The organism is Neobacillus sp. NRS-1170 (genome assembly GCF_050468025.1).
This window is the reverse complement of the sequence record NZ_JBITPF010000032.1, coordinates 60,465-85,720: the sequence shown is the minus strand read 5'-3', so window position 1 is coordinate 85,720 and position 25,256 is coordinate 60,465. Positions and strand designations below refer to the sequence as shown.

Below are 25,256 nucleotides of genomic sequence, written 5' to 3'. Positions count from 1 at the left end.
TTTAACCGTATTTTTCAGAAGATTTTATTTTTATAATACTAGTAGAATCATATTAAGGAGTGACGAAAATGGAAACGACAAATACGGCAAAACCACGTGTTATTCAAAACTATAAAGGAACTGAACTTCACGCAAAGGGATGGATTCAAGAAGCAGCGCTGCGCATGTTATTGAATAACCTGGACCAGGAAGTGGCAGAAAGACCAGAAGACCTCGTGGTATACGGAGGAATTGGGAAAGCAGCGCGTAACTGGGAATCTTTTGATGCCATTGTGAAAACGCTTTTAGAGTTGGAAGAGGACGAAACACTATTAATTCAATCTGGTAAGCCGGTTGTTGTCTGGAAATCCCACAAGGATGCACCTCGGGTATTACTGGCAAACTCAAACCTAGTACCTGCTTGGGCAAATTGGGAGCACTTCCATGAGCTTGATAAAAAAGGCCTTATGATGTACGGACAAATGACAGCTGGAAGCTGGATCTACATCGGCAGCCAAGGAATTGTTCAAGGTACGTATGAAACATTCGCTGAGCTTGCACGACAAGAGTACGGCGGCTCATTAAAACATACTATTACATTAACAGCAGGACTTGGGGGCATGGGCGGCGCTCAGCCATTAGCCGTAACGATGAACGATGGTGTCTGTATCGCCATTGATGTGGATGAAACAAGAATTGACCGCCGAATCGAAACTCGTTATTTGGATGTAAAAACAAAAGACTTGGATGAAGCTTTAAAATTAGCTTTTGAGGCGAAAAAGGAAGGCAAGGCCCTTTCAATCGGTCTTCTTGGTAACGCGGCAGAAATTTTACCATTAATGATTGAGAAAGGCTTCAATCCAGATGTGTTAACAGACCAAACATCTGCTCATGACCCGCTTAACGGCTATGTACCAGTGGGCTATTCTTTAGAAGAAGCAGCGAAGTTAAGAAAAGAAGATCCTACACTATATGTGAAGCTTTCTAAACAAAGCATGGCTATACATGTAAAAGCTATGTTAACGATGCAGCAAAAAGGTGCCGTTACATTTGACTACGGTAACAATATCCGTCAGGTTGCAAAAGATGAAGGCGTTGAAAATGCATTCGACTTCCCGGGATTTGTCCCTGCTTACATTCGTCCATTATTCTGCGAAGGAAAAGGACCTTTCCGTTGGGCAGCTTTATCTGGTGATCCTGAAGATATTCGCAAAATTGATGAAGCATTACTTCGCGAGTTCAAAGATGACGAGCATCTTTGTAAATGGGTGAAGATGGCTCAAGAAAGAATCGCTTTCCAAGGACTTCCTGCCCGTATTTGTTGGTTAGGCTATGGAGACCGTGCCCGCTTTGGTAAAGTCATCAATGACATGGTTGCTTCTGGGGAAGTTTCTGCACCAATCGTTATCGGCCGTGACCACCTGGATGCTGGTTCTGTTGCTTCACCGAACCGTGAAACGGAAGCAATGAAGGACGGAAGTGATACAGTTTCTGACTGGCCAATTCTTAACGCTATGATCAATGCAGTTGGCGGTGCAAGCTGGATTTCCCTTCACCACGGCGGCGGCGTTGGTATGGGATATTCGCAGCACTCTGGTATGGTTATCGTTGCGGACGGTACAAAGGATGCGGAAATTCGCTTACAGCGTGTATTAACAACTGACCCTGGTATGGGTGTAGTTCGGCACGCTGATGCAGGTTACGATTTAGCCATTAAGACAGCGAAAGAAAAAGGCATCAAGATGCCAATGCTGCAACAAGACTAAGATTGAAGGGATTTGAAACGAATGAGTAAAGCACTTTTTATTAGAAATGCTTCTCAGCTCGTTACCCTAAAGGGGAGCTCTAAGGCTCCCCTTGTTAAGGGTGCGATGTCTGAACTTAGCATTATTGAGAACGGCAGTGTTTGGATTGAGGACGGAGTGATTCAGGCTGTTGGTACGGATGAGGAATTAGCAGCAAAATATGTGGCTCGTTTAGGTCAAGCGGAGGTTGTCGATGCAACGGGTAAACTTGTGACCCCAGGTCTTGTCGATCCACATACCCATGTTGTTTTTGCCGGAAGCAGAGAAAACGAATTTAATATGCGCCTTCAAGGTGCTACCTACATGGATATTATGAATGCCGGCGGAGGAATTCACGCGACGACACGGGCAACACAGGCTGCCAGCCATGAACAGCTATTTAGTGAAAGCTATGACCGTTTGAATGCATTCCTTCGTCACGGTGTTACCACAGTAGAAGCAAAAAGCGGCTATGGTATGGAGTGGGCAACGGAATTAAAGCAGCTGGAAGTGGCAAAAGAACTGAACGAAAAGCATGTGATTGATCTTGTCTCTACCTTTATGGGCGCCCATGCAGTTCCGAAAGAATATAAAGAAAATCCGGATGCGTTTGTGGATTTGTTGATTGACGAAATGATCCCAAAGGTGGCCGAACTAGGTCTTGCCGAATTCAATGATGTGTTCTGTGAGCATGGTGTGTTTACACCGGAGCAATCACGCAGGATCCTTGAAGCAGGTAAACTTCACGGGCTGCTGGCGAAAATTCATGCAGATGAAATTGAGCCATATGAAGGAGCAGAACTTGCGGCAGAAGTAGGTGCGGTTTCTGCAGACCACTTATTGAAGGCTTCTGAAAAGGGCATGAAGGCAATGGCGGAAAAGGGCGTAGTCGGAGTATTACTTCCAGGAACGGCATACTTTTTAATGGCAGAGTCTGCTAATGGACGGAAAATGATTGATTTGGGTGTACCTGTTGCATTGTCAACGGATTGCAACCCAGGTTCATCGCCTACAGTTTCCCTTCCATTCATTATGAGTCTTGGCTGTTTGAAAATGGGGATGACTCCTGCGGAGGTCATTTCGGCAACAACGATCAATGCAGCGCATGCAATTAATCGGGGTGCTGAGATTGGCAGCTTGGAGGTTGGCAAAAAAGGTGATGTGACCATTTTTAAAGTGCCAAACTATATGAAACTTCAATACTCCTATGGGGTTAACCACGTGGACACGGTTGTGAAAAATGGTGCAGTGGTAGTCAAGGGAGGTCAGCTCAGTGAAGAGCTTTCTTTATCCAAAAATTAATCCTCATAGTTTTACATGGGTAAGACCGGAGGGACGTACTCCGGAGAAAGTTCATGAATGGATTCAGCCGTTGACTGCTGCAGTAGATTCTGAAATAAGTAAAGAAACGGAGATTGTCGTTGTCGGTGTGCCTTTGTCTCGTTCATCGATTAGCGCTTCTGGCGCTTCCGAATTTCCGGATGCTTTTAGGCGTGCTTGGAAAGGTTTTACCACTTACAATCTTGACGAGGATATTGACCTTGCGGAAATGAGCGCCTTGGATGTGGGGGACGTTCCTATGCATGTTACCGATATCCGCCGCTGTCATGAGAATATTATCGAGGCCTCTGAAGCTCTTCACAGTCATTTTATTAATTCGAAGGTTTGTGCCATTGGCGGCGACCATTCAATTACGGCAATGATGGTGAAGGGGCTCCATAAGTCGAAGCCTGGAGAGCGAATCGGAATTCTCCAATTTGATACTCATTTTGATTTACGTGATATGAGCGATAACGGCCCTTCAAACGGTACACCCATGCGGAACCTGATTGAAAGTGGTGTAGTCGAGGGCTCTAATATGTACAACATCGGCCTGCACGGATTTTTTAATACTAAGGAATTAAAGCAATATGCGGATAAAAAGGGAGTTAACTATATTACCTTGAGCCGCGCTCGGAAGAAAGGCATCGAAGCGACAGTTCTTCAGTGTTTAGAAGAGCTTTCTGCGAAAGTAGATACAATTTATTTAACGGTTGATATGGATGTGCTTGATATCGCCTATGCTCCAGGGGTGCCGGCCTCAACGCCGGGGGGCATGACCACGGCAGAACTGCTGGAAGGGATACTAGCAGCAGGCCGCCATCCAAAAGTAAAAGCCATGGACATCGTCTGCCTGGACCCGCTTAAGGACACGAACGTCCAACCAACCGTCAAACTTGGCACTCACGTATTTCTGACCTTTGCAACAGGGGTAATGTTAAGATAGGTGTCAGGCACCAAAAAAAGACAAAACAAGGCAAATGTCCGTCTGAAGTGGACATTTGTCTTGTTTATTTTTGTTCAGTTAACATAATATTATTATGTTAACTGTAATTACCTACATCTAATAAGTTGTGGTGATATGTTGATTAATGATTAATTAAATCCAGCTAGTTTTTTGGCGTAGAGCATATTGGTTTTAAGGATTTCGTAGTAAAGGTCGGGGAAACCGGCAACGAGTGCGATTTCATGGGAAGGGTTGCGATGTTGGACGTCCAGAATCCAAATATCTTCATTCTCATCAACTTTGACATCTACACTGGCATTGGCAAAGTGGACTCCTTTTTCTTCGATAGCCTTTACCGCTTCTATCGATTTATCGGTAATTTCCTTCACCAGCATGGCCGTTTTCACTTCATTCAAATCCCAGACTTCTTTTAGAGTGTCTTTTCCTAATTCAACAAACGGATATATATTGCTTAATACAGTGCCCGGTTTACCTTGCCGTGCAAACATGTTCATGATCTGCCAATTGCCATTTGAATTCTTGATAACAATTACCCGAAAGTCAATGGTCCGGTCATGAGTAGTTAGCAGTTCAATCGATTGTTGGATCATATAATCCCCTGCTTTAAAATACTTAGCAAACAATTCATAGGCTTGGTTCTTTTCAGAGGATCGTACTTTCTTAGTTTCTCCCTTTCGTGGATTCGTGATGATGATGTAGTTATTTTCTTTTGATATTTTGTAAATATAGGAATCTTTTGAGGTGCTGATCGATTTAACCATCACTTTAGAGTATTTCTGTAAAAAAGTGTAAAGTTCTTCAGGTGATTCATACAAAATGGTATGTGGCAGATAATCCTTCACATTATAAGAGGACTCTAAAATCTTATGAATACTCCATTTACTATATTGAAAATCATTAAAAACCGCATCACCGATAACAGATTGAAAATGCTTAATCCATTTAGAGCTTGCCTTCTTCGTCAGAACAAAAATAGAGGAGGGGTAGGGAAATGTTCCTTTTTCCCATTGTTTCGATTTGGGATTATAAAGATAACCTTTTACGGTATGATTTTCTTTATTTACACCTTCAATTGAAAAAACAAGAACAGCACCTTTGATTTCTTTGTAATATAATAAATAATCCAATAGATCCTCTAGTTGACTAGTGATAGAATTAACCGAACTCCCGGCTAGTAACCCAATAAAGGGACCGAAGTGAATTTCGTCGTCTTTCAGAAGGATTTCATAGTGGCAGTTAAGAGGAATGTTTAATTGATCAAGAATATCTGCTGAAATGCCAATCTCATTTTCCTGAAGGTTATGGGATGTATAAACAGGTGCCCGAAGCGATTGACTGCCGAAGTAAAAAATCCTTTCAGTCCAGCGGGTAATACCGATAAATTTGGCAACCTCCGGATGTAGTCTTACTACCCCTTCGCTATCCTGATCCCGCCTTAAGCGAAAAAAACTTTCCATTGTTTACCCCCTAACATAAATGTGGATAAGTTATTGTATGATTACTTTATTAATATTGTTTTAATTTGAATTAAAAATGGGGGGACAAAGGGTTAAATTGGTCTAATGTTTATTAAAATTAAAGGTAAAATCCCTGCCTTATCACAAAAAAGCAGGTGTCGAATGACGCCTGCTAGGTGAAGATGACATTTTTTTATTTACCTTGGATGAGAGAAACTCTATATTCATGTAATTCTGAACTCATAACTCCGTTTGAAACAGCAGGGTCATTATTCATTACTGTCTCCGCATCTTCCCATGATTCTGATTTAAACACGCAAATTCCAAATGCTCCATCTAAGCAAGGTCCTGCCAAAATTAATTTTTCTTCGGCTAACAAACCTTTAAGATACTCGAAATGCTCCTCCATAATTTTCGCTTCCATATGTGTCATGGATTCAATAAAATCCTTGCGTTTTGGTCTGATCAGGTAAACAAACTCTTCCAAAAATAAGCCTCCTATCATTTAACTACATTTAGATTAAGAACAATTTTTAAATTTGTAAAGATATTTTATATCAATCTATTTCTATAAAAATAAACAATATGCGTCCCCTAACTAATACACTTGTCCATGCCATACTTTTTAGTAAACATATAATATATTGTAAATCGTAATATACGAAGAATCCTGCTGTTTGATAAAGGGTAAGAATCATCACTTGTGCATGAAAAGAAGAATAATCTATATTGATTTCCCTTGAGTGCAGCCAACGAAAGGAGGAGATTGTAAATGGCTGCTATACAAAAGAGTGTAAATACATCCAGTTTGGCAGAGGTAGTTGACCGCATATTGGATAAAGGTGTCGTAATTGACATTTGGGCTGTTGTTTCATTAGTTGGCATTGAACTGCTGACAATCGAAGCCCGGATTGTCATTGCCAGCGTTAAAACATGGCTGAAATACGCAGAAGCGGTTGGACTACTAAAGGATGCTCCTCATCATCTTTTTGATGAGGTCAGCGAATTAGAATCTACAACTTAAAAAAAAATAGAAAGGTGATGCCAAGGCAGGTGACGCCTTGGCTTCTTTATTGAAAAAATCAGCGAATAGGAGGTGTGATGATGTTCGTCAAAACTGAGAAAATAGAGGAAATCATTACAAGAACGATAAAGTATATTAAGGCAGGCTATCCCGTTCATTTTGTCGGGCCTTCAGGTATTGGAAAAACAAGCTTGGCACTCCAAATTGCCTCACAAATGAACAGGCCGGTTACAATTATACGCGGCCACCATGAATTATCCAATAAGGATTTATTAGGCCAACATTATGGAATAACGAAAAAAGAGATTATCGATAATTATATTCACTCTGTTTATAAGCGAGAGCAAATTATTAAACCAATTTGGGTCCAAGGACAGCTTATTGAAGCGGTAAAACATGGACATGTTGTAATTTATGATGAATTTTCACGTTCCTTGCCTGAAACGAATAATATATTTTTAGCCCTTTTAGAGGAAAAAGTCTTGCCTCTTTACGGAAAAGAAAAGGACACATTTATCCCTTGTCATCCAAACTTTTCCATCATTTTTACAAGTAATCCAGATGAATACGCAGGAACCTTTCATACTCAAGATGCACTCCTCGACCGATTAATTACCATCAGTTTGGATACATGTGATACGGAAGCCGAAATAAAAATCCTCCATGAGAAAACTGGAATCAAACAGGATGAAGCAGAGCAAGTGGTACGGCTTGTTTCTAATCTAAGATCCTATGGTAAGGGATTTTGTCCAAGTTTACGGGCTTCATTAATGATTGCCACAATAGCCCACAAATCAAACATACCAATTTTGCCTGAAGATAAACAGTATCAAGCCCTTTGTCTGGATGTATTAACGAGACCGGTCAAGCAAAGTTTTCCTGAGTTGAAAAATAAAGCTGTTCAGGAGCTTATTTTAAAAGAATTGTTAAGGAAAGGAGAGTATCAATGAGTACCCAGAATGGGGTGTATGTTTTTTGTGCCATACGTGAAAAGGAGCCAAAGCAATTTGGAAAAGTACGTTTCAATGGTTTAGACAATGAGGTTTATACCATTCACCACCAGAATGTGGCCATGGTAGTGGCAAAGGTGGATGGTGATGTTTTGCCAGATCGAAATAATTTATTTGCCCATCAAAATATTATTTCTGAAATCATTAATCAATACAGCTTAATCCCAATGAGTTTTGGAAATGTATTTCATTCAGAAGAAGATGTGCTGCTGATTACCAAACATATGCATGACGAATTTGAAAGACTATTTATCCATTTGGAGAACAAAATCGAGGTCGGGTTAAAGGTAATTGCCAAAAAAGAATGGCTGAAGGAGGAAATGAAAAATAATCCAGATTTAAAGAAACTCCGGGCCTCAAAAATAGACATCACCAATCCGGCATCCTTCTATGACCAGATTCAAATAGGAGAGCACGCCCAAAACTTTGTTTTAGGTTTGGAGTATGAGGTGGAAAAAGAAATCTATCATTCCTTATTAGAGTTAGCGGAAGCAGGAAAGCAAAATTCGACAATTCCGGGAAAAACTCTGTTAAATGCTGCCTTTTTGGTTGATCGTGATATGGAAGAAGCATTTGACAAACGGGTTAATGATTTATTTGAAATATGGAAGGAAAAAGTAGACTTTAAGTATACGGGACCATGGCCGGCCTATAACTTTGTCGATATTCGATTAAGGATTGAAGGGAAAATATGATTTTTAAATTATTTACTTTACCGTTCCGCTCCATCATCAAGCTTGGGGAAAAAATTCAAGAAGAAGTGGACCAAGAATTGTACGATATCCAATATATTCAACAACAGCTCATCGAGTTGCATATGATGTACGAATTGGAGGAAATTGAGGAAGAAGCCTATTTTTTACGGGAACAGGAATTGTTGAACAGATATAAAATAGCCAAAGAACGGGAAAAAAATGAGCTATTAGATGATTAGAGGTTTAAAAAGGAGGAGGCATTATGACTCTTACAGAGATTGGAACAGACTTTATATATATATACGGGGTCATTTTAACAGAGGAACTTCAGTATTTTGAGATTCCAACATTTAAGGGCATTGACCAAAAGCCATTCTATACAACCCCTTATAAAGATTTAGCAGCAGTCATAACTCCGGTCAATGCCTTAGATTATTCCCAAGAGCAAATTGATCTTCTTATTAAGGATGCCGAATGGTTAAAGGAAAAAGCTTTTCAACATCATGAAGTCATCGCCGCGATTCACAACAATGCTACCGTCCTTCCCTTTTCGTTTTGCACCATTTTTCAAAAAGAAACAACTTTAGAAAGTTTCCTCTCAGAGCAATATGATGCTTTTTATCAAAAACTCCTTTCCCTTAAAGGGAAGCAAGAGTGGAATATTAAAATGTTTTGTGATACCGATAAAGCTTTGGCTCATGTTATTGATCATAATCCCGCTGTCTTAGAATTAAAAGAGAATTTAGCATTTATGCCAAAGGGAAAGCAATTCCTAATGAAAAAGAAGCTCGAACATTTGATTGTCAATGAATTTGAACTGGAGCAGGCGAAATGGTGGCAGGAGATCAATCAAAAATTACTATCTTTTGTACACGATACCAACCTTCGGAAAAATTGGGGCAAAGAAGTAACCGAACGAAAAGATGACATGATTATGAATGCTGATTATTTAATCGAAACTTCTAAAACAGAACATTTTTTAAACAAAATTCAGGAAATAGAAAAAACATACACAACATTTGGTTGTACCTTACATGTGACTGGCCCATGGCCGCCTTATCATTTTTCCAAAATGGTGAAGGAGTCCTAAGATGGAGCGTCATCATCTTTTTGAAAATAAGGAAATGACACTGCTGGATTTATTGGATGGCATTATTGATACAGGAGTCGTAGTTCGGGGTGAAATCTTAATCTCGATTGCCAATATCGATTTAATTGTTGTTGATCTTAAACTATTGATTTCATCAATTGAAAGTGCCTTTGGCTCACAAGAACGGAAAAATGGAGGGGAGGTCATCGTTAATGGAACGGATACCCTTAGACTCGAGCAGGGTAGAGCAAGGATTAGCGAAATTAGTTCTCACAATCATTGAACTTCTTCGCCAGTTAATGGAGCGTCAGGCAATGAGACGGGTAGAAAGTGATTCCCTCACGGATGAGCAGCTAGAGGAATTGGGGTTAACCTTAATGAGGCTTGAGGAAAAAATGGAAGAACTAAAAGTAATTTTTGGTTTAGAACATGAAGAACTCAACATAGAATTAGGCCCTTTGGGAAGGCTTCTTTAAACCATTTGACAGGAGAGATGGATATGGCCATTCAGCATGCATCATCTACGAATTTACTAGAAATTTTAGAAAAAATTTTAGATAAGGGAGTCGTGATTGCAGGGGACATTAAAATAGCATTAGCTGATGTTGACTTGCTCACCATTAAAATCAGGCTGCTTGTAGCTTCTGTCGATAAAGCGAAAGAGATAGGCATGGATTGGTGGGAAAGCGATCCGTACTATTCCGCTAAAGGAAGATTGGCAGAACAAGAACGTGCTCAATTACTGGAAAGAATCAATCGCCTCGAACAACTTGTTGAAACAAAAGCACTCCCACACAATGTTGAAGAAAATTCATTACTTGAACCGGTTACTGAAAAGGTTGAAGCTGTACCACAGGTTGTAGAGGAAAAGGACCCTATGGAACAAACAATGAAAACTGACTCTTCCAAATTTGAGAAAGAAAAGGACTCGTATAATAAGAAAAATGAATAGAAAAAGTATAGAGGAAAAGATTAACATTTTGTATTTATATAAAGTGCTGCCGGTTAAACATTTACTAAATTAAAAAAACCTTGGAGTCCAAGGCTCTTTTTAATTATTAATGAAAAGTAATACTATTTTTTTCTATAATTATATAATTTTTCAACTAATTTAGTAAGATATTTATTTTGTTCTTTAAGCTCTAAAAGTTCTGTTTTTAATTCTGCCAAATCGTTGGAGATTTTCTCAAATTGTTCTGATAAGGATAAGGATGAAAGCTCTGCGTTTCCTTGTTTTTCGGAAGCTATTGGTACTATTGGAGTTTGTGTGTTTTGCTTAAGTTCCATAACAGACTTCAATAGAGATTCGTTTTTTAGAAGAGATGTTGCCAGTCCCATCAAATCAAGAGAATTTTGATTTTTAAGTAAATTGCTCAAAGGATTGGTTTGTTCGGTATTGTCATTCATGTTTTCACTCATAAGTTAACCACCTTATATTTTTAAATAGTATTAAGTTCAGAAATTCCTTATATCTTATGTCGATAGCATAAAAATGTAGTGTGTTAATATCCTTATGGAAGCAAAATTCTTAATTGTTTTAAAAAAATAAAAACAAACAATTATTCGCTTTAAAGAAAAAACCTTAGAAGTTTATTTGGTTAAATAATCTTCTAAGGTTCTTGAAGTATCCGGTAAGGGATTACTTAATTGTTAATAGGATTAGCAGTTTTGGGCAGCTGTACAAATTGTGTTTGCAATAGCATTCTTAGTCGGTTGCGGTAATTGAAGTAAATTAGCAAGAAGTAATGCAACTGCATTTAAAACAATTACAAGAACTGCTCCCAAGCATTCTAACAAACCTGGAATATCGATAGTAGTAGCCATTTATTTGCCCCCCTTTATGTTTAAAGTATAATAAGAGGCCCCTTACATTAAACATATTATGTTAGAATAATGGACAAGTCTAAACTTTTTCCACAATAATAAAAAAAGGGCTATAAAAATTTCCAAAAAACAAAATAATTTGGAAAAACCAAATAAAAGACCCTCTAAAAGCTGGCTAATAAGGATTCTATAACGAATGTCATCTATACTATTTACCGATAATTTGGATAGAGGTCGCTTCTTGAGGTGAATAGTCCTCCAGAACGTGTCGGCTTGCAACGAAAAATATATTCTGTGATGCTGTACTCAATGGATTAGCAGCAAACAGTTTCACACTGGGGAAGATTTCTGAAATCGTTACGTATAGTGTATGCAATAATTCATCATTTCTTATCTTTCCAATATAATTCAAAATTAGAATGCCCCTATCGGACAGCTTCTCGTAAGTAAGAGTAAAAAACTCTTTAGTGGTTAGGTGAAATGGTATTTCAATACCGCTATACGCATCCAAAAAAATGACATCCTGAGATTGTGCCTCTTGAATTTTTAAGAGCGCTTGTCCATCACCGACAATCACGTTCTTTCCCGTATGTCCGAAGTACTTCTTGGATATTTCGACGACCAGCGGGTCAATCTCTGCTGTTAACAAATTTTTATCAGGATAATATGAGCTCACGGTACCAATTCCATGGCCAATTATGAACCCCTTTTTAAAATCAATTGCATAGTGGTCAATAAGATCGACCGTGATTCGACTGTATGAAGCGACAAGGCATTGCGGTTGTTCCATATTTATTATTCCTTGGACAACCTCTGGAGAAAATTGAAGCATTCGAAATTTCCCACGTATTCCGTTGAATTCACTCCGCTCTGTAACGTAAATATTTTGATTAGAGCTTGAAGTTTTATAAACTATTGTTAACCCATATAGGAAAAATTGTATTTCCAAACCATCATTTCTAGTTTTCGGTTCCATATTTACACCTCCATAGCATGTTTTACTACAGAGTATTCATCTGGGTTAATATTCGAGTGAATAATTAGCATAGAAGTTCCGAGGAAAATGGTAACCGGCTTAGTATATTAATATTGGGAATCAGAGGCGTAATAATGGAATGGCTATTATTTATAATTAGGTGAATATTTTTATTTGATTGATAGTTTACCACCAATAAGAACACTAGCCTTTTGAATAATTATGGTAAAGTATTGCTACTAATATTCTATTAATAAATTAAAATCCGCCCAAATTAGATATTTCTAATTTGGGCGGATTCGGTATTTTCTAGTGATTATATCTATGAATCTAAAAAATTACATCCCATTACAATTTTTCTTTCTTCAATTTTTGTTTCTTGGCAATTCTCCTAATGAAATAAATCCCAGCAATTAATGCAAGAATATTTAAAGAATCACCAAAATTGATAGTAAGACTAAAATGATTGTTAACCCTTACGTCAGTCTTATTATTGTTATTCGTACTAGAATGCGATTTCGGCCCCTTCATCTCATTTCCCACCAGAAACACCCCCATACTATTAATATATTATATTTCCATACACAAAACATTCCAAATATTTATCATGGTGTCAGGCACCATAGAAAGACAAAACCCCATGAATGTCCACGGACATTCATGGGGTTTTGTTTGTATTTAGAGAATTAGAGCGAAAAAAGTCGAAACAATGAAGAGTTTAAATTATTTCCTGTTTTCATGTTTTCTTAGGATAAGGAATGGTAAAATGGCTATATTATAGGCTCTATTAAAAATTAACGGTCGAGGAAATATTCCTTTATTCCTTGGGAAAGCGCAAGAACAGACATTTCTCGAATTTATTTGTCGTATGAAAGCGCTTTATTTGTTGATATAAAGGGGATGTGTAAGTTGCTTAAAATGATTGATGCCCATATTCATCTTGACCAATACAAAGATGATGAAATGAAACATATAATGAATAGTTCTCCACTGATAGATAGAATGATTTCCGTTTCAACTGATCTTGATTCGTGTATAAGAAACCTTGAATTAAGCCGAAAATATCAAAAAGTGAAGGCAGCTTTTGGTTTCCACCCAGAGCAATCATTGGCTAGTAAGGAGTACATAAGTGAATTACTAAAGTGGATAGATCAGCACCGTGGCGACATGATTGCTATCGGAGAGGTTGGGCTTCCATATTATTTAAGGCAACAGAATAAGGTTTCTGACGTCCAATATGAACAATATCATAATATACTGGAGAAATTTGTCCAAAGTGCGGTCGTATGGGATAAACCAATTGTCCTTCACGCAGTCCATGAGGATGCACCGATTGTTTGTGATCTTTTGGAAAAGTACTCTATTAAAAAGGCACATTTTCACTGGTTTAAGGGAGACCAGAAAACCATCATGAGAATGATAGAGAATGGCTATTTTATTTCTGTTACCCCTGATATCGTTTATAAAGAAAAAATAAGGAACATCGTTCACATGTATCCTCTAGAGCAGATAATGATTGAAACAGACGGTCCATGGCCGTTCGAAGGTCCTTTTACCGGGAAAATGACCCATCCGAATATGATGATTGAAACAATACGGGAAATTTCAAAAATAAAAAAATTGTCATTAGAAGAAGTTTCTGATACATTATGGCGAAACACGGTATCATTTTATGAGCTAGAAAATCGTTAAAAGAAGGGAAATCAATGATGAGCAAGCAAGTGATAGTCTATACGACAAACGACTGCATTGAATGTACAATGGTTAAAAAAGTTCTTACAGAAGAAGGGATCCTTTTTGAAACTAGGAACGTTTCGGAAAACCCTGAATATCAAAAGGAAGTGGAAGGGTACGGTTTTTTAGGGGTGCCAGTAACAGTTGTTGGTAATCGGGTAGTGAAAGGATTTACAAATGAATTAAAGGAGCTAATGGAGCTGGCGAAAAAAGAATAAAAACATTTAGTATATGAAGGAATAGACAAGGAAGTATTTTTTATTTATCATAATAATATTATGTAAACCTTATAGGATAATTTTTTTAAGTAATTAAATCTTTACTTATAAGTTTAATAGGAGTATTATTGATTTGAAATTAATACGTTAAGTATCTACTAGGGGTGCCCATAATGCGGGCTGAGAGAAAACGGCAACGTTTTTAACCCTTTGGACCTGATCTGGATAATACCAGCGTAGGAAAGTAGTCGAGAATAGTCATTGCGCTTACTTGCTTATGAACCAGGTCCATGTGTGGATCTGGTTTTTTTATTTTAAAAAAAGAAAAGAGGAAAATCTAATGGAAAAAAACAGTTTGTATGAAACATTACAAAAAGTAAGAGAAGTGAATCCACTTGTACATAATATCACAAATGTAGTGGTAACGAATTTTACCGCAAATGGGCTTTTGGCACTTGGGGCATCACCGGTTATGGCTTATGCAGAGGAAGAAGTAGCCGATATGGCCAAAATCGCTAGTGCGCTCGTTTTAAATATTGGTACCTTAAACTCTCAAAACGTCAATTCTATGATTCTTGCAGGAAAATCTGCAAATCAACACAATGTCCCGGTCATTTTTGACCCAGTTGGTGCTGGAGCAACAAGCTATCGGACAGACACAGCCCAAAAAATCATGAAGGAAGTTAAAGTCGCAATCATTAGAGGAAATGCGGCGGAAATTGCAAATGTCGTTGGTGAAAAGTGGGAAATCAAGGGCGTTGACGCTGGTAATACCGAGGGAAATGTGATTGATCTTGCGATTACAGCTGCCCAGAAAATGAATTGCTTAGTAGTCATTACCGGAAAGGAAGATATCGTCAGCGATGGCAATACCACATATGCCATTGCAAATGGTCATCCAATTTTAACAAAAGTAACGGGCACAGGATGCTTATTGACCTCTGTAATCGGTGCTTTTGCAGGTGTCGAAAAAGATCTAATCAAGGCTTCCGTTGCTGCGTTAACTTTTTATGGAATTGCAGCGGAAAAGGCAGCACAAAAAACAATTGAACAAGGACCAGGCAGTTTCCAAATCGAATTTTTAAACCAATTGTCAGTTGTTTCAACTGATGATATCAAACAATACTGCGCAATCAAACAGGTTTAAGGGGGCAAATAAAATGAAAAAAGCATTAACGATTGCAGGATCGGATAGCGGCGGTGGAGCGGGAATCCAGGCAGATCTTAAAACTTTTCAGGAATTACAGGTTTTTGGGATGTCAGCTTTAACCGCAGTTACCGCGCAAAATACACTCGGTGTTCATGGAGTGTATCCGATGTCAGTAGAAGCCGTAGTAAAACAAATGCAAGCGATTGGTGATGATATGGGAACGGATGCCGTGAAAACCGGAATGCTGTTTAATGCAGAGATTATCGAGGCGGTTGCTGAAAATATAAGAAAATATAATTGGGAAAATCTTGTGGTAGACCCCGTCATGATTGCTAAGGGTGGCGCTTCTTTACTGCAGAAGGAAGCCATATCAGCTATGAAAACATATTTATTGCCGCTTGCAAGGGTCATTACACCGAACATACCGGAAGCAGAGGTTCTTACTGGCATGTCGATTCAAACGGCCAAAGATAAAGAGGAAGCAGCTAAGAGATTATTAGAATTTGGCGTTCAAAACGTTATCATCAAAGGCGGCCATGATGAAGATGAATCTCTATCTATCGATTTATTGTTTGACGGGACAGAATTCTACAGTTTTGCCAAGAAACGAATTCAAACGAAAAACACTCACGGAACTGGCTGTACTTTTTCTGCAGCGATCACGGCTGAACTTGCAAAAGGCGAGTCTTTATATGACGCAGTTGCATTAGCGAAGGATTTTATTCATGATGCGATCCAATTTGATTTGGAAATTGGAAAAGGACATGGTCCAACCAACCATTGGGGATATCGAGTAAAGAATGAGGGCTTGATTTTATGAAAAACTTACGAGACTACCTAAAGGTTTATTTTATAATGGGCAGCCCTAACTGCCAGAGGGACCCTGCAGAGGTATTAAAAGAAGCCATCGCTGGTGGGATTACCCTGTTTCAATTTCGTGAAAAAGGAGAAGGCGCTTTAACTGGAGAGGAAAAATATACTCTCGCGAGAGGACTTCAGAGCATTTGCAAAGAGCATCAAATCCCGTTCATCGTCAATGACGATATCGAGCTGGCACTATCGATCGATGCTGACGGTGTCCATATCGGCCAAGAGGATGAGTCTGTGAAAACCGTTAGGAAAAAAATTGGCGATAAACTCCTCGGGGTGTCTGTTCATTCCACAGAGGAAGCGATGTCTGCGATAAGAGAAGGCGCAGATTATTTCGGTATTGGTCCCGTTTTTCCGACTAAAACAAAAGCGGATGCCAAACCGTCCCGAGGTACTGAACTTATTGAGACACTTAGAAAAAATGGATACCAAACCCCTATTGTCGGCATTGGCGGGATTACGGCGGATAATGCCCGATCTGTTGTGGAAGCCGGGGCAGATGGTGTTTCCGTTATTACGGCAATCAGCCATGCAAAGTCACCTTTAGAAGCTGCCAAGAAATTAAATGGAGCTGTGATAGGATGAAAAGAACCCATAAACTTACGTTAACGGCAATGATGATTGCGATTGGCACGATTTCTAGTAGTTTAGTATCGATTCCGATTGGATTTACCAAGGTCTTTCCTGTTCAGCACTTTTTAAATGTATTATCGGCAGTACTTTTAGGCCCTTATTACGCAGTAGCTCAGGCCTTTTGTGTATCCCTATTAAGAAATTTAATGGGAACCGGATCCGTATTTGCCTTCCCTGGCAGCATGGTCGGGGCATTGCTGGCATCCTTATTATTTTGGAAAACTAGAAAAATATATCTTGCTTTTATAGGAGAGGTCATTGGAACAGGCATCTTCGGTGCGCTCCTTTCCTATCCAATCGCAACCCTGATTCTCGGACAAAAAGCGACCTTATTTGGATTTATTCCGTTATTTATTTTTAGCTCCTTTGCCGGTGCATTGATTGGTTTTGTTATTCTAGCTATTTTTTCAAAAAATAAAGTTGTGAATTTGGCAGATTCCAAGGCTGTGAACAAATGAGAAAAGAATTGCTGGAACAGATATTGAATGAAGTGGAAGCAAGAAAAGAGGAATTGTTGGAACTGTTAACGAAGCTTATTGCCTTTCCGACTGTAAGTCCTCCTGCCCGAAATACCTCGGAGGTACAGGACTTTATTAAAGGCTACCTCCAAGAATTGGGATTTACAACGGAAAAATGGGACGTCTACCCTAGGGACCCTAATGTGGTTGGCATTTTACACGGTGAATCTTCTGGCCAGTTTAATAGCCTAATTGTGAATGGCCATGTAGATGTGGCCGAGGTTGGGGATGATAAAGAGTGGAATTCTTCGCCATTTGAAACCATAACCAAGGATGGCTATATTTACGGCCGTGGCGTTGCCGATATGAAAGGCGGAATCGCTGCCTCACTTTTGGCTATTAAACTATTAAAAGAACTCGGCATTCCTCTAAAAGGTGACCTTCAATTCCAATCGGTTATTGGGGAGGAAGTAGGGGAGGCCGGAACACTTTCATGCATGGAAAAGGGATATAAAGCAGACTATGCCGTTGTTGTCGATACAAGCGATTTACATATTCAAGGACAGGGTGGCGTGATTACTGGCTGGGTTACGATTCAAAGCAAAAAAACCTACCATGACGGGCTAAGAAGGAAAATGATTCATGCAGGCGGAGGTATCAACGGGGCTAGTGCGATTGAGAAAATGATGAAAATCATTGCCGGGCTTCAAGAACTTGAACGGCACTGGGCGGTGACGAAAAGCTATGATGGCTTTCCGCATGGCACTAATACGATCAATCCTGCAGTCATTGAGGGAGGCAGGCATGCAGCCTTTGTGGCTGACCGCTGTTCATTATGGATCACGGTACATTTTTACCCCAATGAAGATTACGAAGACGTGATTAAGGAAATTGAACAGCACATTGGTGCTGTCGCTGCTTCAGACCCATGGCTAAGGGAGAATCCTCCGGAATTTGTTTGGGGCGGTAAATCGATGATTGTGGATCGCGGAGAAATTTTCCCATCAATGGAAATCGATCCTGAGCACCCTGGAACAAAGCTTCTTACTAATTCCTTTGAAAATTTGCTCGGCTTTAAGCCATCAGTTGGGATGTCAACCACTGTAACGGACGCTGGCTGGCTTGGCAGAGCGGGGATTCCGACGGTTATCTTCGGACCCGGAAAACTAGAAGATGCCCATGCTGTCAATGAAAAAGTAGAAATCCGCCAATTGCTGGATTTTACAAAAGTAATAGCCATATTTATTGCAAAGTGGTGCAACACACGGAAGGAGGACTAGCAATGAAATTTTCACAAAGGCTTTATCAAAAGGTAGAGGATATTTGGAAAAAAACGCACCAGCATCCTTTTGTTGTCGGAATGGGGACCGGTGAATTACCTGTTGAATCCTTTATCCGTTATATGAAACAAGATTATGTATTCTTAATCGACTATTCTAAGCTGTTTGCCTTGGGTGCTGTAAAGGCAGGGGACTTGGAGACAATGGCGGCATTCGCTAAACTCCTAAACGAAACTTTGCATGGTGAAATGGATCTTCATCGTCAGTACGCTGAAAGATTTGGAATTACACATGAGCAGCTTGAAGAAACAAAGCCGGCTCCCATCAATTTGGCTTATACACGGTACATGCTGAATGTCGCCCAAAATGGGTCATTGGAGGAGTTAATCGCTGCTTTACTGCCGTGTATGTGGAGCTATTGGGAGATTAGCAAGATGCTAGCAGATAACTATCCAGATTCTATCAACCACTATCAGTATGGTGATTGGGTAAAAATGTACTCTTCGAGTGAATTTGGCGAGCTTGCCTCTTGGCTGATTAATTTATTGGATGCATACGCGGATGGAAAACCTGAACGGGAGCTGGCCAAATTAGAAGAACACTTTCTGACGACTTCCCGATTTGAATACATGTTCTGGGATATGGTTTATGAGGGAGGAGATTGGCCTGTCTAATTCGTCCATGTTATCCATCAAAGAGCTGAACTATTCATTTAGCGGCGAAAGGCCAATTTTTCAAAAAATTACATTGAATGTACAGCCAGGCGAATTTGTCTCCGTAATTGGGTCAAGCGGCTCTGGGAAAAGTACTCTTTTTAAATTAATTACGGGTTTACTTGAGCCAGACGTGGGAGAAATTCGTATTGGGCAGCAGGATTCAAAGAGAAGATTAGGACAGGTAGGCTACATGCCGCAAAAAGACCTTCTGTTGCCATGGAGGACGGTTTTGGACAATGTGTTGCTGCCACTTGAGGTAATAAAGGAAAAAAGCCAAGAAAAAATCCCAGAAGTCCGCGAATGGTTAGCCCGTTTCGGACTGGCAGATTACGAAAAAGCATTCCCAAATGAACTCTCCGGAGGCATGAAGCAGCGGGTCGCTTTTTTAAGAACATTGGTGACGGGCAGAGATCTCTTATTGTTGGATGAGCCGTTTGGCGCACTAGATTCTTTAACGAAACGCAACATGCATAGCTGGTTACTGGGGCTGTGGGGAGAATTACAAAAAACGGTCCTGTTCATCACCCATGATCTTGAGGAAGCGATTTTATTAAGCGATCGGATTTATTTGTTAAGAGGGTGCGGAATCCAAGAAATAAAAGTCAGCTTGCCAAGACCTCGAAGTTCAGAGCTAGTCTATCAATCTGATTTTATGGCGATGCGTAAAGAATTGGAGTGGCTGATTCAAAATGAAAGTTAATTTTAAAAAATGGACGGGAGAATATGGGCTATTTTTGCTTGTGGTCATCCTCCTTGTCAGCTTTTGGGAATGGATTGTCAAGCAGGGAATGGTACCCGCATTTATCCTGCCTTCCCCATCGGCAATTTGGGCATCCCTGATTGATAACCGGGAACTTTTGTTGGAAGAGCACTTGCCTGCAACACTAAAGGAAGTCTTAATTGGATTCGGACTCTCCCTCGCTGGAGGTCTCCTGTTAGGTGTAGGGATGCATTTTTTCCGTCTGGTAGAAAAAATCTTATATCCCTTTCTGGTCATTTCGCAAACAATTCCGTTGATCGCGATTTCACCGATTTTCATCATGTGGTTCGGCTATTCGATTTGGAGTAAAATTGCCGTCACGATTTTAACGGCATTTTTTCCAATTGTCGTGAGTACTTACGATGGCTTGAAGGCAGGCGGAAAGGAATATAGCGAATTATTGCAAACCATGGGTGCAGGCCGCTGGATGATTTTTAAGAAGATCCAAATGCCGATGGCTCTGCCTTCCATTTTTTCTGGATTGAAAATGTCGGTTGTGTATTGTGTCGTGGGAGCGACGATTGGAGAATGGCTGGGGGCAAGTGAAGGGCTCGGCTACTTCAGCCGAAGGATGTCAGGAAACCTAAAGGCGGATGCTGTGTTTGCTGCCATTTTCCTATTATCATTATTAGGAATTGTCTTGTTTTTAATAATTGGTGCAGTAGAAAAACAGCTATTGAAAAATCAAAATCGTTAATATCAAGGAAGGTTGTTTGTCGAAATGAAAAAAAGTTTATTAATCATGTTAAGTCTATTGTTATTACTATTAAGTGCATGTGGGAAAAGTGAATCTTCTAAATCCTCGGGCAAGGATGCGGGGCTTCAGAAGGTAAGCCTTATGCTTGATTGGTATCCGAATGCCGTCCATTCTTTCCTTTACGCAGCACAAGAAAAGGGCTATTTTAAGGAACAAGGTTTGGATGTGGATATTCAAATGCCAGCCGATACAAATGATCCTCTTAAACTAGTGGCAGCTGACAAAATTGATATGGCCTTAAGCTATCAACCGCAAGTATTAGTGGCGCGAGGAGAGGATATACCTGTGCAATCGTTTGCGGCAATTGTCCGCCACCCCCTAAACCAGTTGATGGTCCCTGCAGATAGTTCGGTTCAATCACCAAAGGACTTGGCTGGTAAGACGATTGGCTATCCATCAATTCCACTCGATGAAGCGATTGTATCGACAATGGTGAAGGCAGATGGGGGAGAAGCAGGTAAGATAAAAATGGTTGATGTTGGCTGGGACTTGATTCCGGCGATGGCAACAAAGAAAACAGATGCCCTTATTGGCGGCTATATTAACCATGAGAAATTATTGTTAGATAAAGAAGGCCATCCTATGCGGACATTAAACCCAGCCGACTATGGGGTTCCCGATTATTATGAATTGGTACTAGTAGGCAGTGAAAAGGGGTTAAAAGCGAAGCCAGAGGTGTTTAAAAAGTTTATGGCGGCTATCACGAAAGGTCAGAAATATGTTTCGGAACATCCAGAAGAGGGACTTTCCGTCCTAATGAAACATGAAGACAAATCCTCTCCGCTTGAAAAGGACGTTGAAACGAAAAGCTTGGAAATCCTACTTCCTTTAATGGATGCGAAGGATAAATCCTTTGGATACCAGGACCCTAAAACATGGAGCAAAGTCGCTCAGTGGCTAAAAGAAAACAAAGTCATAAAAGAAACAGTGAAACCTGAAGATTCATTCATTAATTTTTAGGTGATAATCAAAATAAAAAGACCTCAACATTGTTGAGGTCTTTCGTTTTATTTATCCCATTCATTTTCGCCGCTGTCATAATTAAACAGCCAATGTATTCCAAACTTATCCGTTACCATTCCGTAGCATTTGCTCCAAAAGGTTTCTTGAAGCTCCATGCCCACTTTTCCGCCTTCCTTAAGTTGATGGAAGGCATTTTTAATCTCATCCAGATTCTTACTGACAAATGCCAAGTTTACGTTATTTCCTTCAACAAACTCCATCCCAGGAAAAGTATCAGAAAACATGACATTACTGCCGCTGATGTTAAGCCTTGTGTGCATAACTAAATTTTTTGCTTCTTCTGGCATAGGATAATTAGGATCCGAAGGCGTTTCTCCAAAGGTCATAATATGTGGTTTTTCTGTGCCAAAAACTTGTGCATAGAATTCCACTGCTTCCCGGCAGTTGCCATTAAAATTTAAATAAACATCAACAGACATAGTTTTCCTCCACAAACAATTATTGTAAATCAATTTATTTTACCATGTTCATGTTTGTAATAAAAATCGTTTTGCCTATCTCTTATAAAAATCCTTGATAATATATCCTTGATATGAGGTTCATTAAGTAGGCTGATTTGGAAGGGTTTGGTCTTCTTTTTGTATTTAAAAACTTAATAATGGTGCTGGCATTTCGAATTCCGACACCATGGCCATAGTATTGGTCATCTCCGAAGAAGACGACATTTTCGGCACGCCAATGCGCCTGTTTCGGGTCAAAATCAGGATTGTTGAAGTGAAGCACATCACCAGGGATAAAATCATCCCCGTACTTCTGGAAAATCTGCAAATCCTCATCAAATTGCCAATCCATTAAATATAGACGGTCGAAGAGAACATTAAACCGGTCGCTGCCGATGGAATAAAGTGTGGCAATGTACAAGACAATCGCAATCCCAGTGGAGCATTCAAATGCATAGAGAGAGCCGTTTTTAATGATGTCTAATATCGCAACAGAAGGGCTGACGCCAGGTTTTATAAGGAAGCCGCCATTACTCAACCGGTCCCAAAGTTTCCGATTCGGGAAAGCATAACTAAAAGTCGTAAATTTTACCCCGCTCTTATTAAGTTCCCTTGCCGCTCTCAGGGTATTGCTGCGAAATAAAAGCTCAAATTTCAAATGGGCTTTATCTTGATACCCATATTCCACTTGATTGGCTGCCATTTGTTTTAAAATCGTCCGCTGTTCAGCGTTCGTAATCTCTTTAAATAGAGTCTCCGGCTTAACCGTCTGGTTATTTATTAATATCATAGTGTCCTCCAGTTTTCATAATCAACTCCCTATATAAAAGTATGAAAGTCCCAAACTATATATTTCAGTAAAAAAAGCTAGGGCAGGCACCCTAGCTTTTTTCCAAGATTGGTTTTTTATTTTTCATAAATCGCACGTACATTAACAAAAATACCAACGCACTCATAAACCGCAGGACTGAACTAATTCCCATGGAGGTTTGAATCCCCGTTACTTCCAACAGCCAAATCCCAATTTGCGGAGCGATAAATGCGACTAAACTTAGCAGGACATTATAGGTGGTAATACAATAGGTTCTTTTCTCCGCCGGAGACTGCTCCAACAATAGATTGAACAATAGTAGGGTGGTCCCGGATAGAAAAAATCCCGAAATCATACTGACAATCGTTAAATAATAAAGATTTGTAGACATAACCGTCAAAATCGGGGCAGAAGCCATTCCGGCCGCAACCCACACAAGCATCAAAGTATTTGATTTTTGCTCCGCCCACTTTTTCCATAATGGGAAAGTGAATATCTGCACACATTGATTGCCTACAGAAAACAAGCTAATCCAAAGAATCGTCGCATGTGCATATTTAACATTGTAAATATTGAATATGCCCCAAGCCATCTGCCAGGCAAAGTTAAAGCATAGTGCCGAAATAAGAAACCACCTATATCCTTGATCTTTAAAAATAGACCAATCCATTGATGAGTTCTTTCGTTCGATATCTGTTTTGGGCTGGTCCGTTTCTTTGTGCTTTAACAAGAAAAACATTTCCAGTAAGCCAAAAACAAAAGCCATAAAAAATAACCACTGATAAGCAGCAGCATTGTCTGTTTCTTTTTTCATGACAACGCCAATAATAAGTGTCGTCACCATACCGACAATCGTAAGTAACCGACTTCGGTCACTGAAAAAGGTTCCTCTCCGTTCTTCACGAATCATTCCACTAATGAGCGTTTGCCAGCCGATGGTAGAAATCGTCCCAGGTACATTCATTACCGCGATAAGGATTAAGAAAGTCCAAGCCTGATAGGAAGGTGGAAGAAAAACCACACCCACTAAAAGCAAGAACATTACTCTCGCCCAAAAAACATTCATCGCAACCGTTTTCTTTTGCTCATCCAGCTTATTTAACAAGATTGCTGCTGGAATCGTAATGATGAGTGTAACTAAGGGAGGGAGAGAACTAATTAAACCTACTTGGTAATTATTCGCTCCAAGAATTGATATGGCGAAAATCGGAAAGTAGTTACCAGCTAAATTTAAAGCGATTATTGACACCATTCCATGATAAATACTGATTTTTTCATTATAGGTACGCATGTGCCCCCACCAGCTTCACTATTAATATCTAAAGCTATTATACATACAAAATCCTTCGTTGAACTAAGTATTTTTTGAAAAATAAAAGAAATGCTGATGGGGCGATCGAACGTTCTAATTTTAGGATTTGTCAGGGTTAATGTTATAATATAAACACTTACATAGATGGAAGGAAGTGGCTAGATTGCCAATCCAGGATACACAAAAGGATTTGACTCAATATATTCCGCCAAAAGGGGAATATGAAAGCTTCCGCGACGAGGATCATTATAAGGAAAAATTAAAGGAATGGGGTTTATCCTCCGCAAAAGAGGCCAAAAAGGAATTCTGGTACAAGGACAGAAACGCCAAGCGAATCGTAACCATCAAAGGCTATGAAGCTTACGGAAATAATGGTGAGTTAAATACTCTGGTTATTGAATTTCAGGATGGGAAGGTTAGCTGCATTCATCCTGCATATTTAAAAGAAATGCAGTCAGGAAGCTTTGGAAAAGAAAGCCTGCTGACGATTGAGGAAAAAGAAATAACAGAGAATACGGAGCCAGCCCCTGTGAAAAAGGAAACAGCTCAAAAAGCAGATTCTCCGAAACCAAAGGCAAAGGAGGCCAAACCAAAGAAAGAGAAAGCGCCTAAACTCGAGCTTCCGGCTGATAAAGTTCATTTTACGGCTACTGTGAAACAATTTGCGATGACCTATAATCCATTTAATGAAGAAAATGATGAAGTGGTGGTTTTAGAAAATGTGCAGATTGTACAGGATAACCCACTTGACCTTGGCCTCGCGTGGTGCAGTCACAGTAAAACACTCAAAAAATTCGAACTAGCTCCTGGCGATTCCCTTGAATTTGATGGCAAAGTGGCCGCTAAGAAATTGGCAAAAGGAAAAGACGTCGAAGAAGAATTCCTCGTTGATGAACCAGTATTGTACAAGGTTAATAACCCATCAAAAATTGTAAAGAAATAGGACTTCCAAGGGAAGTTCTCTTTTT

31 protein-coding genes, 1 pseudogene and 1 riboswitch are annotated in these 25,256 nt (G+C 39.7%); of the genes and pseudogenes, 23 read left to right on the top strand and 9 right to left on the bottom strand.

The window, feature by feature from the left end; genetic code table 11:
* The first annotated feature begins 68 nt into the window (after nucleotides 1–68).
* The 3 genes from hutU to ACIFOT_RS15165 are packed head-to-tail and all read left to right on the top strand — an operon-like array spanning nucleotide 69 to nucleotide 4,029.
* Entirely contained in the window at nucleotides 69–1,745 is a 1,677-nt protein-coding gene (hutU, locus tag ACIFOT_RS15175; RefSeq protein WP_430065907.1) for a urocanate hydratase, read from the top strand.
* Nucleotides 1,746–1,766: 21 nt separating this feature from the next.
* Nucleotides 1,767–3,065, top strand: a complete 1,299-nt coding sequence (gene hutI, locus ACIFOT_RS15170) for an imidazolonepropionase (RefSeq protein ID WP_430065905.1) — start codon at nucleotides 1,767–1,769, stop codon at nucleotides 3,063–3,065.
* Entirely contained in the window at nucleotides 3,037–4,029 is a 993-nt protein-coding gene (locus ACIFOT_RS15165) for an agmatinase family protein (RefSeq protein ID WP_430065903.1), read from the top strand. The genes hutI and ACIFOT_RS15165 overlap by 29 nt, the downstream gene beginning before the upstream one ends.
* Before the next feature lie 149 nt (nucleotides 4,030–4,178).
* Here the strand turns inward: ACIFOT_RS15165 and ACIFOT_RS15160 are convergent, their stop codons facing one another.
* Both ACIFOT_RS15160 and ACIFOT_RS15155 read right to left on the bottom strand, forming a co-directional pair.
* Nucleotides 4,179–5,507 carry a YheC/YheD family protein gene (locus tag ACIFOT_RS15160; protein ID WP_430065901.1) on the bottom strand — a complete coding sequence of 443 codons (1,329 nt, stop codon included), beginning with the start codon at nucleotides 5,505–5,507 and terminating at the stop codon, nucleotides 4,179–4,181.
* A gap of 193 nt (nucleotides 5,508–5,700) precedes the next feature.
* Nucleotides 5,701–5,994 carry a YciI family protein gene (locus tag ACIFOT_RS15155; protein ID WP_430065899.1) on the bottom strand — a complete coding sequence of 98 codons (294 nt, stop codon included), beginning with the start codon at nucleotides 5,992–5,994 and terminating at the stop codon, nucleotides 5,701–5,703.
* A gap of 285 nt (nucleotides 5,995–6,279) precedes the next feature.
* On the opposite strand from ACIFOT_RS15155, the gene gvpA reads away from it, so the two are divergent.
* From gvpA to ACIFOT_RS15115, 8 genes and pseudogenes are all read left to right on the top strand, one after another.
* The gene (gvpA, locus tag ACIFOT_RS15150) at nucleotides 6,280–6,531 is read left to right on the top strand and encodes a gas vesicle structural protein GvpA (RefSeq protein WP_430065897.1); all 252 of its coding nucleotides are present in this window, start codon (nucleotides 6,280–6,282) and stop codon (nucleotides 6,529–6,531) included.
* 77 nt (nucleotides 6,532–6,608) lie between these two features.
* Complete coding sequence (gvpN, locus tag ACIFOT_RS15145) at nucleotides 6,609–7,481, top strand: gas vesicle protein GvpN (RefSeq protein WP_430065895.1); 873 nt, start codon at nucleotides 6,609–6,611, stop codon at nucleotides 7,479–7,481.
* Nucleotides 7,478–8,236, top strand: coding sequence for a GvpL/GvpF family gas vesicle protein (locus ACIFOT_RS15140; protein ID WP_430065893.1), 759 nt, complete (start codon nucleotides 7,478–7,480; stop codon nucleotides 8,234–8,236). Before gvpN ends, ACIFOT_RS15140 begins: the two co-directional genes overlap by 4 nt.
* Entirely contained in the window at nucleotides 8,233–8,475 is a 243-nt protein-coding gene (locus tag ACIFOT_RS15135; RefSeq protein ID WP_430065891.1) for a gas vesicle protein GvpG, read from the top strand. Before ACIFOT_RS15140 ends, ACIFOT_RS15135 begins: the two co-directional genes overlap by 4 nt.
* Nucleotides 8,476–8,498: 23 nt before the next feature.
* Nucleotides 8,499–9,326: a GvpL/GvpF family gas vesicle protein gene (locus ACIFOT_RS15130; protein ID WP_430065889.1), complete on the top strand. Its 828-nt coding sequence runs from the start codon at nucleotides 8,499–8,501 to the stop codon at nucleotides 9,324–9,326.
* 1 nt (nucleotide 9,327) lies between these two features.
* Nucleotides 9,328–9,609 carry a gas vesicle protein gene (locus ACIFOT_RS15125; protein WP_430065887.1) on the top strand — a complete coding sequence of 94 codons (282 nt, stop codon included), beginning with the start codon at nucleotides 9,328–9,330 and terminating at the stop codon, nucleotides 9,607–9,609.
* A complete protein-coding gene (locus tag ACIFOT_RS15120; protein ID WP_430065885.1) occupies nucleotides 9,518–9,802 on the top strand; it encodes a gas vesicle protein K in 285 nt (94 codons plus the stop codon). Before ACIFOT_RS15125 ends, ACIFOT_RS15120 begins: the two co-directional genes overlap by 92 nt.
* 23 nt (nucleotides 9,803–9,825) lie before the next feature.
* Nucleotides 9,826–10,110, top strand: a pseudogene (locus ACIFOT_RS15115) (gas vesicle protein); the annotation flags it as partial.
* Nucleotides 10,111–10,400: 290 nt separating this feature from the next.
* On the opposite strand, the gene ACIFOT_RS15110 reads toward ACIFOT_RS15115, so the two are convergent.
* From ACIFOT_RS15110 to ACIFOT_RS15095, 4 genes are all read right to left on the bottom strand, one after another.
* Entirely contained in the window at nucleotides 10,401–10,745 is a 345-nt protein-coding gene (locus ACIFOT_RS15110; protein ID WP_430065883.1) for a hypothetical protein, read from the bottom strand.
* 240 nt (nucleotides 10,746–10,985) lie between these two features.
* Nucleotides 10,986–11,150 (bottom strand): hypothetical protein, encoded by a 165-nt coding sequence (locus ACIFOT_RS15105; protein ID WP_430065881.1) that lies wholly within the window; start codon nucleotides 11,148–11,150, stop codon nucleotides 10,986–10,988.
* A 208-nt stretch (nucleotides 11,151–11,358) separates the two neighbouring features.
* The gene (locus ACIFOT_RS15100; protein WP_430065879.1) at nucleotides 11,359–12,126 is read right to left on the bottom strand and encodes a spermidine synthase; all 768 of its coding nucleotides are present in this window, start codon (nucleotides 12,124–12,126) and stop codon (nucleotides 11,359–11,361) included.
* A 348-nt stretch (nucleotides 12,127–12,474) separates the two neighbouring features.
* On the bottom strand, nucleotides 12,475–12,669 hold the full coding sequence (locus ACIFOT_RS15095; RefSeq protein WP_430065877.1) for a hypothetical protein: 195 nt from the start codon (nucleotides 12,667–12,669) through the stop codon (nucleotides 12,475–12,477).
* A 357-nt stretch (nucleotides 12,670–13,026) separates the two neighbouring features.
* Here ACIFOT_RS15095 and ACIFOT_RS15090 point away from each other — a divergent pair, with 357 nt between their 5' ends.
* From ACIFOT_RS15090 to ACIFOT_RS15040, 11 genes are all read left to right on the top strand, one after another.
* Nucleotides 13,027–13,818 (top strand): TatD family hydrolase, encoded by a 792-nt coding sequence (locus tag ACIFOT_RS15090; RefSeq protein WP_430065875.1) that lies wholly within the window; start codon nucleotides 13,027–13,029, stop codon nucleotides 13,816–13,818.
* Nucleotides 13,819–13,832: 14 nt separating this feature from the next.
* On the top strand, nucleotides 13,833–14,078 hold the full coding sequence (locus tag ACIFOT_RS15085) for a glutaredoxin family protein (RefSeq protein ID WP_430065873.1): 246 nt from the start codon (nucleotides 13,833–13,835) through the stop codon (nucleotides 14,076–14,078).
* Between the two features lie 150 nt (nucleotides 14,079–14,228).
* A riboswitch (TPP riboswitch) is annotated at nucleotides 14,229–14,338 on the top strand.
* A gap of 80 nt (nucleotides 14,339–14,418) precedes the next feature.
* Nucleotides 14,419–15,225 (top strand): hydroxyethylthiazole kinase, encoded by an 807-nt coding sequence (thiM, locus tag ACIFOT_RS15080; protein ID WP_430065871.1) that lies wholly within the window; start codon nucleotides 14,419–14,421, stop codon nucleotides 15,223–15,225.
* Nucleotides 15,226–15,238: 13 nt separating this feature from the next.
* Nucleotides 15,239–16,048 (top strand): bifunctional hydroxymethylpyrimidine kinase/phosphomethylpyrimidine kinase, encoded by an 810-nt coding sequence (gene thiD / locus ACIFOT_RS15075; protein ID WP_430065869.1) that lies wholly within the window; start codon nucleotides 15,239–15,241, stop codon nucleotides 16,046–16,048.
* Nucleotides 16,045–16,683, top strand: coding sequence for a thiamine phosphate synthase (thiE, locus tag ACIFOT_RS15070; RefSeq protein WP_430065867.1), 639 nt, complete (start codon nucleotides 16,045–16,047; stop codon nucleotides 16,681–16,683). Before thiD ends, thiE begins: the two co-directional genes overlap by 4 nt.
* A complete protein-coding gene (thiW, locus tag ACIFOT_RS15065) occupies nucleotides 16,680–17,189 on the top strand; it encodes an energy coupling factor transporter S component ThiW (protein WP_430065865.1) in 510 nt (169 codons plus the stop codon). The genes thiE and thiW overlap by 4 nt, the downstream gene beginning before the upstream one ends.
* Nucleotides 17,186–18,469, top strand: coding sequence for an acetylornithine deacetylase (locus tag ACIFOT_RS15060; protein WP_430065863.1), 1,284 nt, complete (start codon nucleotides 17,186–17,188; stop codon nucleotides 18,467–18,469). The genes thiW and ACIFOT_RS15060 overlap by 4 nt, the downstream gene beginning before the upstream one ends.
* Nucleotides 18,470–18,471: 2 nt before the next feature.
* Complete coding sequence (gene tenA / locus ACIFOT_RS15055; RefSeq protein ID WP_430065861.1) at nucleotides 18,472–19,143, top strand: thiaminase II; 672 nt, start codon at nucleotides 18,472–18,474, stop codon at nucleotides 19,141–19,143.
* Nucleotides 19,118–19,885 (top strand): ABC transporter ATP-binding protein, encoded by a 768-nt coding sequence (locus ACIFOT_RS15050; RefSeq protein WP_430065859.1) that lies wholly within the window; start codon nucleotides 19,118–19,120, stop codon nucleotides 19,883–19,885. Before tenA ends, ACIFOT_RS15050 begins: the two co-directional genes overlap by 26 nt.
* Nucleotides 19,875–20,642: an ABC transporter permease gene (locus ACIFOT_RS15045; RefSeq protein WP_430065857.1), complete on the top strand. Its 768-nt coding sequence runs from the start codon at nucleotides 19,875–19,877 to the stop codon at nucleotides 20,640–20,642. Before ACIFOT_RS15050 ends, ACIFOT_RS15045 begins: the two co-directional genes overlap by 11 nt.
* Nucleotides 20,643–20,666: 24 nt before the next feature.
* Nucleotides 20,667–21,662, top strand: a complete 996-nt coding sequence (locus ACIFOT_RS15040) for an ABC transporter substrate-binding protein (protein ID WP_430065855.1) — start codon at nucleotides 20,667–20,669, stop codon at nucleotides 21,660–21,662.
* Between the two features lie 47 nt (nucleotides 21,663–21,709).
* Here ACIFOT_RS15040 and ACIFOT_RS15035 read toward each other — a convergent pair whose 3' ends face one another.
* From ACIFOT_RS15035 to ACIFOT_RS15025, 3 genes are all read right to left on the bottom strand, one after another.
* Nucleotides 21,710–22,144, bottom strand: coding sequence for a VOC family protein (locus ACIFOT_RS15035; protein WP_430065853.1), 435 nt, complete (start codon nucleotides 22,142–22,144; stop codon nucleotides 21,710–21,712).
* A gap of 82 nt (nucleotides 22,145–22,226) precedes the next feature.
* A complete protein-coding gene (locus ACIFOT_RS15030) occupies nucleotides 22,227–22,955 on the bottom strand; it encodes a protein-glutamine gamma-glutamyltransferase (RefSeq protein ID WP_430065851.1) in 729 nt (242 codons plus the stop codon).
* Nucleotides 22,956–23,046: 91 nt separating this feature from the next.
* Nucleotides 23,047–24,267 carry an MFS transporter gene (locus ACIFOT_RS15025; protein ID WP_430065849.1) on the bottom strand — a complete coding sequence of 407 codons (1,221 nt, stop codon included), beginning with the start codon at nucleotides 24,265–24,267 and terminating at the stop codon, nucleotides 23,047–23,049.
* A 184-nt stretch (nucleotides 24,268–24,451) separates the two neighbouring features.
* Here ACIFOT_RS15025 and ACIFOT_RS15020 point away from each other — a divergent pair, with 184 nt between their 5' ends.
* On the top strand, nucleotides 24,452–25,231 hold the full coding sequence (locus ACIFOT_RS15020; RefSeq protein ID WP_430065847.1) for a hypothetical protein: 780 nt from the start codon (nucleotides 24,452–24,454) through the stop codon (nucleotides 25,229–25,231).
* The last annotated feature ends 25 nt before the right edge of the window (nucleotides 25,232–25,256 follow it).

Coding starts and splice junctions, on each gene's coding strand:
- hutU (WP_430065907.1), top strand. CDS start 69: ATGGAAACGACAAATACGGCAAAACCACGTGTTATTCAAAACTATAAA.
- hutI (WP_430065905.1), top strand. CDS start 1,767: ATGAGTAAAGCACTTTTTATTAGAAATGCTTCTCAGCTCGTTACCCTA.
- ACIFOT_RS15160 (WP_430065901.1), bottom strand. CDS start 5,507: ATGGAAAGTTTTTTTCGCTTAAGGCGGGATCAGGATAGCGAAGGGGTA.
- gvpA (WP_430065897.1), top strand. CDS start 6,280: ATGGCTGCTATACAAAAGAGTGTAAATACATCCAGTTTGGCAGAGGTA.
- gvpN (WP_430065895.1), top strand. CDS start 6,609: ATGATGTTCGTCAAAACTGAGAAAATAGAGGAAATCATTACAAGAACG.
- ACIFOT_RS15140 (WP_430065893.1), top strand. CDS start 7,478: ATGAGTACCCAGAATGGGGTGTATGTTTTTTGTGCCATACGTGAAAAG.
- ACIFOT_RS15135 (WP_430065891.1), top strand. CDS start 8,233: ATGATTTTTAAATTATTTACTTTACCGTTCCGCTCCATCATCAAGCTT.
- ACIFOT_RS15130 (WP_430065889.1), top strand. CDS start 8,499: ATGACTCTTACAGAGATTGGAACAGACTTTATATATATATACGGGGTC.
- ACIFOT_RS15125 (WP_430065887.1), top strand. CDS start 9,328: ATGGAGCGTCATCATCTTTTTGAAAATAAGGAAATGACACTGCTGGAT.
- ACIFOT_RS15120 (WP_430065885.1), top strand. CDS start 9,518: ATGGAGGGGAGGTCATCGTTAATGGAACGGATACCCTTAGACTCGAGC.
- ACIFOT_RS15110 (WP_430065883.1), bottom strand. CDS start 10,745: ATGAGTGAAAACATGAATGACAATACCGAACAAACCAATCCTTTGAGC.
- ACIFOT_RS15105 (WP_430065881.1), bottom strand. CDS start 11,150: ATGGCTACTACTATCGATATTCCAGGTTTGTTAGAATGCTTGGGAGCA.
- ACIFOT_RS15100 (WP_430065879.1), bottom strand. CDS start 12,126: ATGGAACCGAAAACTAGAAATGATGGTTTGGAAATACAATTTTTCCTA.
- ACIFOT_RS15090 (WP_430065875.1), top strand. CDS start 13,027: ATGTGTAAGTTGCTTAAAATGATTGATGCCCATATTCATCTTGACCAA.
- ACIFOT_RS15085 (WP_430065873.1), top strand. CDS start 13,833: ATGATGAGCAAGCAAGTGATAGTCTATACGACAAACGACTGCATTGAA.
- thiM (WP_430065871.1), top strand. CDS start 14,419: ATGGAAAAAAACAGTTTGTATGAAACATTACAAAAAGTAAGAGAAGTG.
- thiD (WP_430065869.1), top strand. CDS start 15,239: ATGAAAAAAGCATTAACGATTGCAGGATCGGATAGCGGCGGTGGAGCG.
- thiE (WP_430065867.1), top strand. CDS start 16,045: ATGAAAAACTTACGAGACTACCTAAAGGTTTATTTTATAATGGGCAGC.
- thiW (WP_430065865.1), top strand. CDS start 16,680: ATGAAAAGAACCCATAAACTTACGTTAACGGCAATGATGATTGCGATT.
- ACIFOT_RS15060 (WP_430065863.1), top strand. CDS start 17,186: ATGAGAAAAGAATTGCTGGAACAGATATTGAATGAAGTGGAAGCAAGA.
- tenA (WP_430065861.1), top strand. CDS start 18,472: ATGAAATTTTCACAAAGGCTTTATCAAAAGGTAGAGGATATTTGGAAA.
- ACIFOT_RS15050 (WP_430065859.1), top strand. CDS start 19,118: ATGAGGGAGGAGATTGGCCTGTCTAATTCGTCCATGTTATCCATCAAA.
- ACIFOT_RS15045 (WP_430065857.1), top strand. CDS start 19,875: ATGAAAGTTAATTTTAAAAAATGGACGGGAGAATATGGGCTATTTTTG.
- ACIFOT_RS15040 (WP_430065855.1), top strand. CDS start 20,667: ATGAAAAAAAGTTTATTAATCATGTTAAGTCTATTGTTATTACTATTA.
- ACIFOT_RS15035 (WP_430065853.1), bottom strand. CDS start 22,144: ATGTCTGTTGATGTTTATTTAAATTTTAATGGCAACTGCCGGGAAGCA.
- ACIFOT_RS15030 (WP_430065851.1), bottom strand. CDS start 22,955: ATGATATTAATAAATAACCAGACGGTTAAGCCGGAGACTCTATTTAAA.
- ACIFOT_RS15025 (WP_430065849.1), bottom strand. CDS start 24,267: ATGCGTACCTATAATGAAAAAATCAGTATTTATCATGGAATGGTGTCA.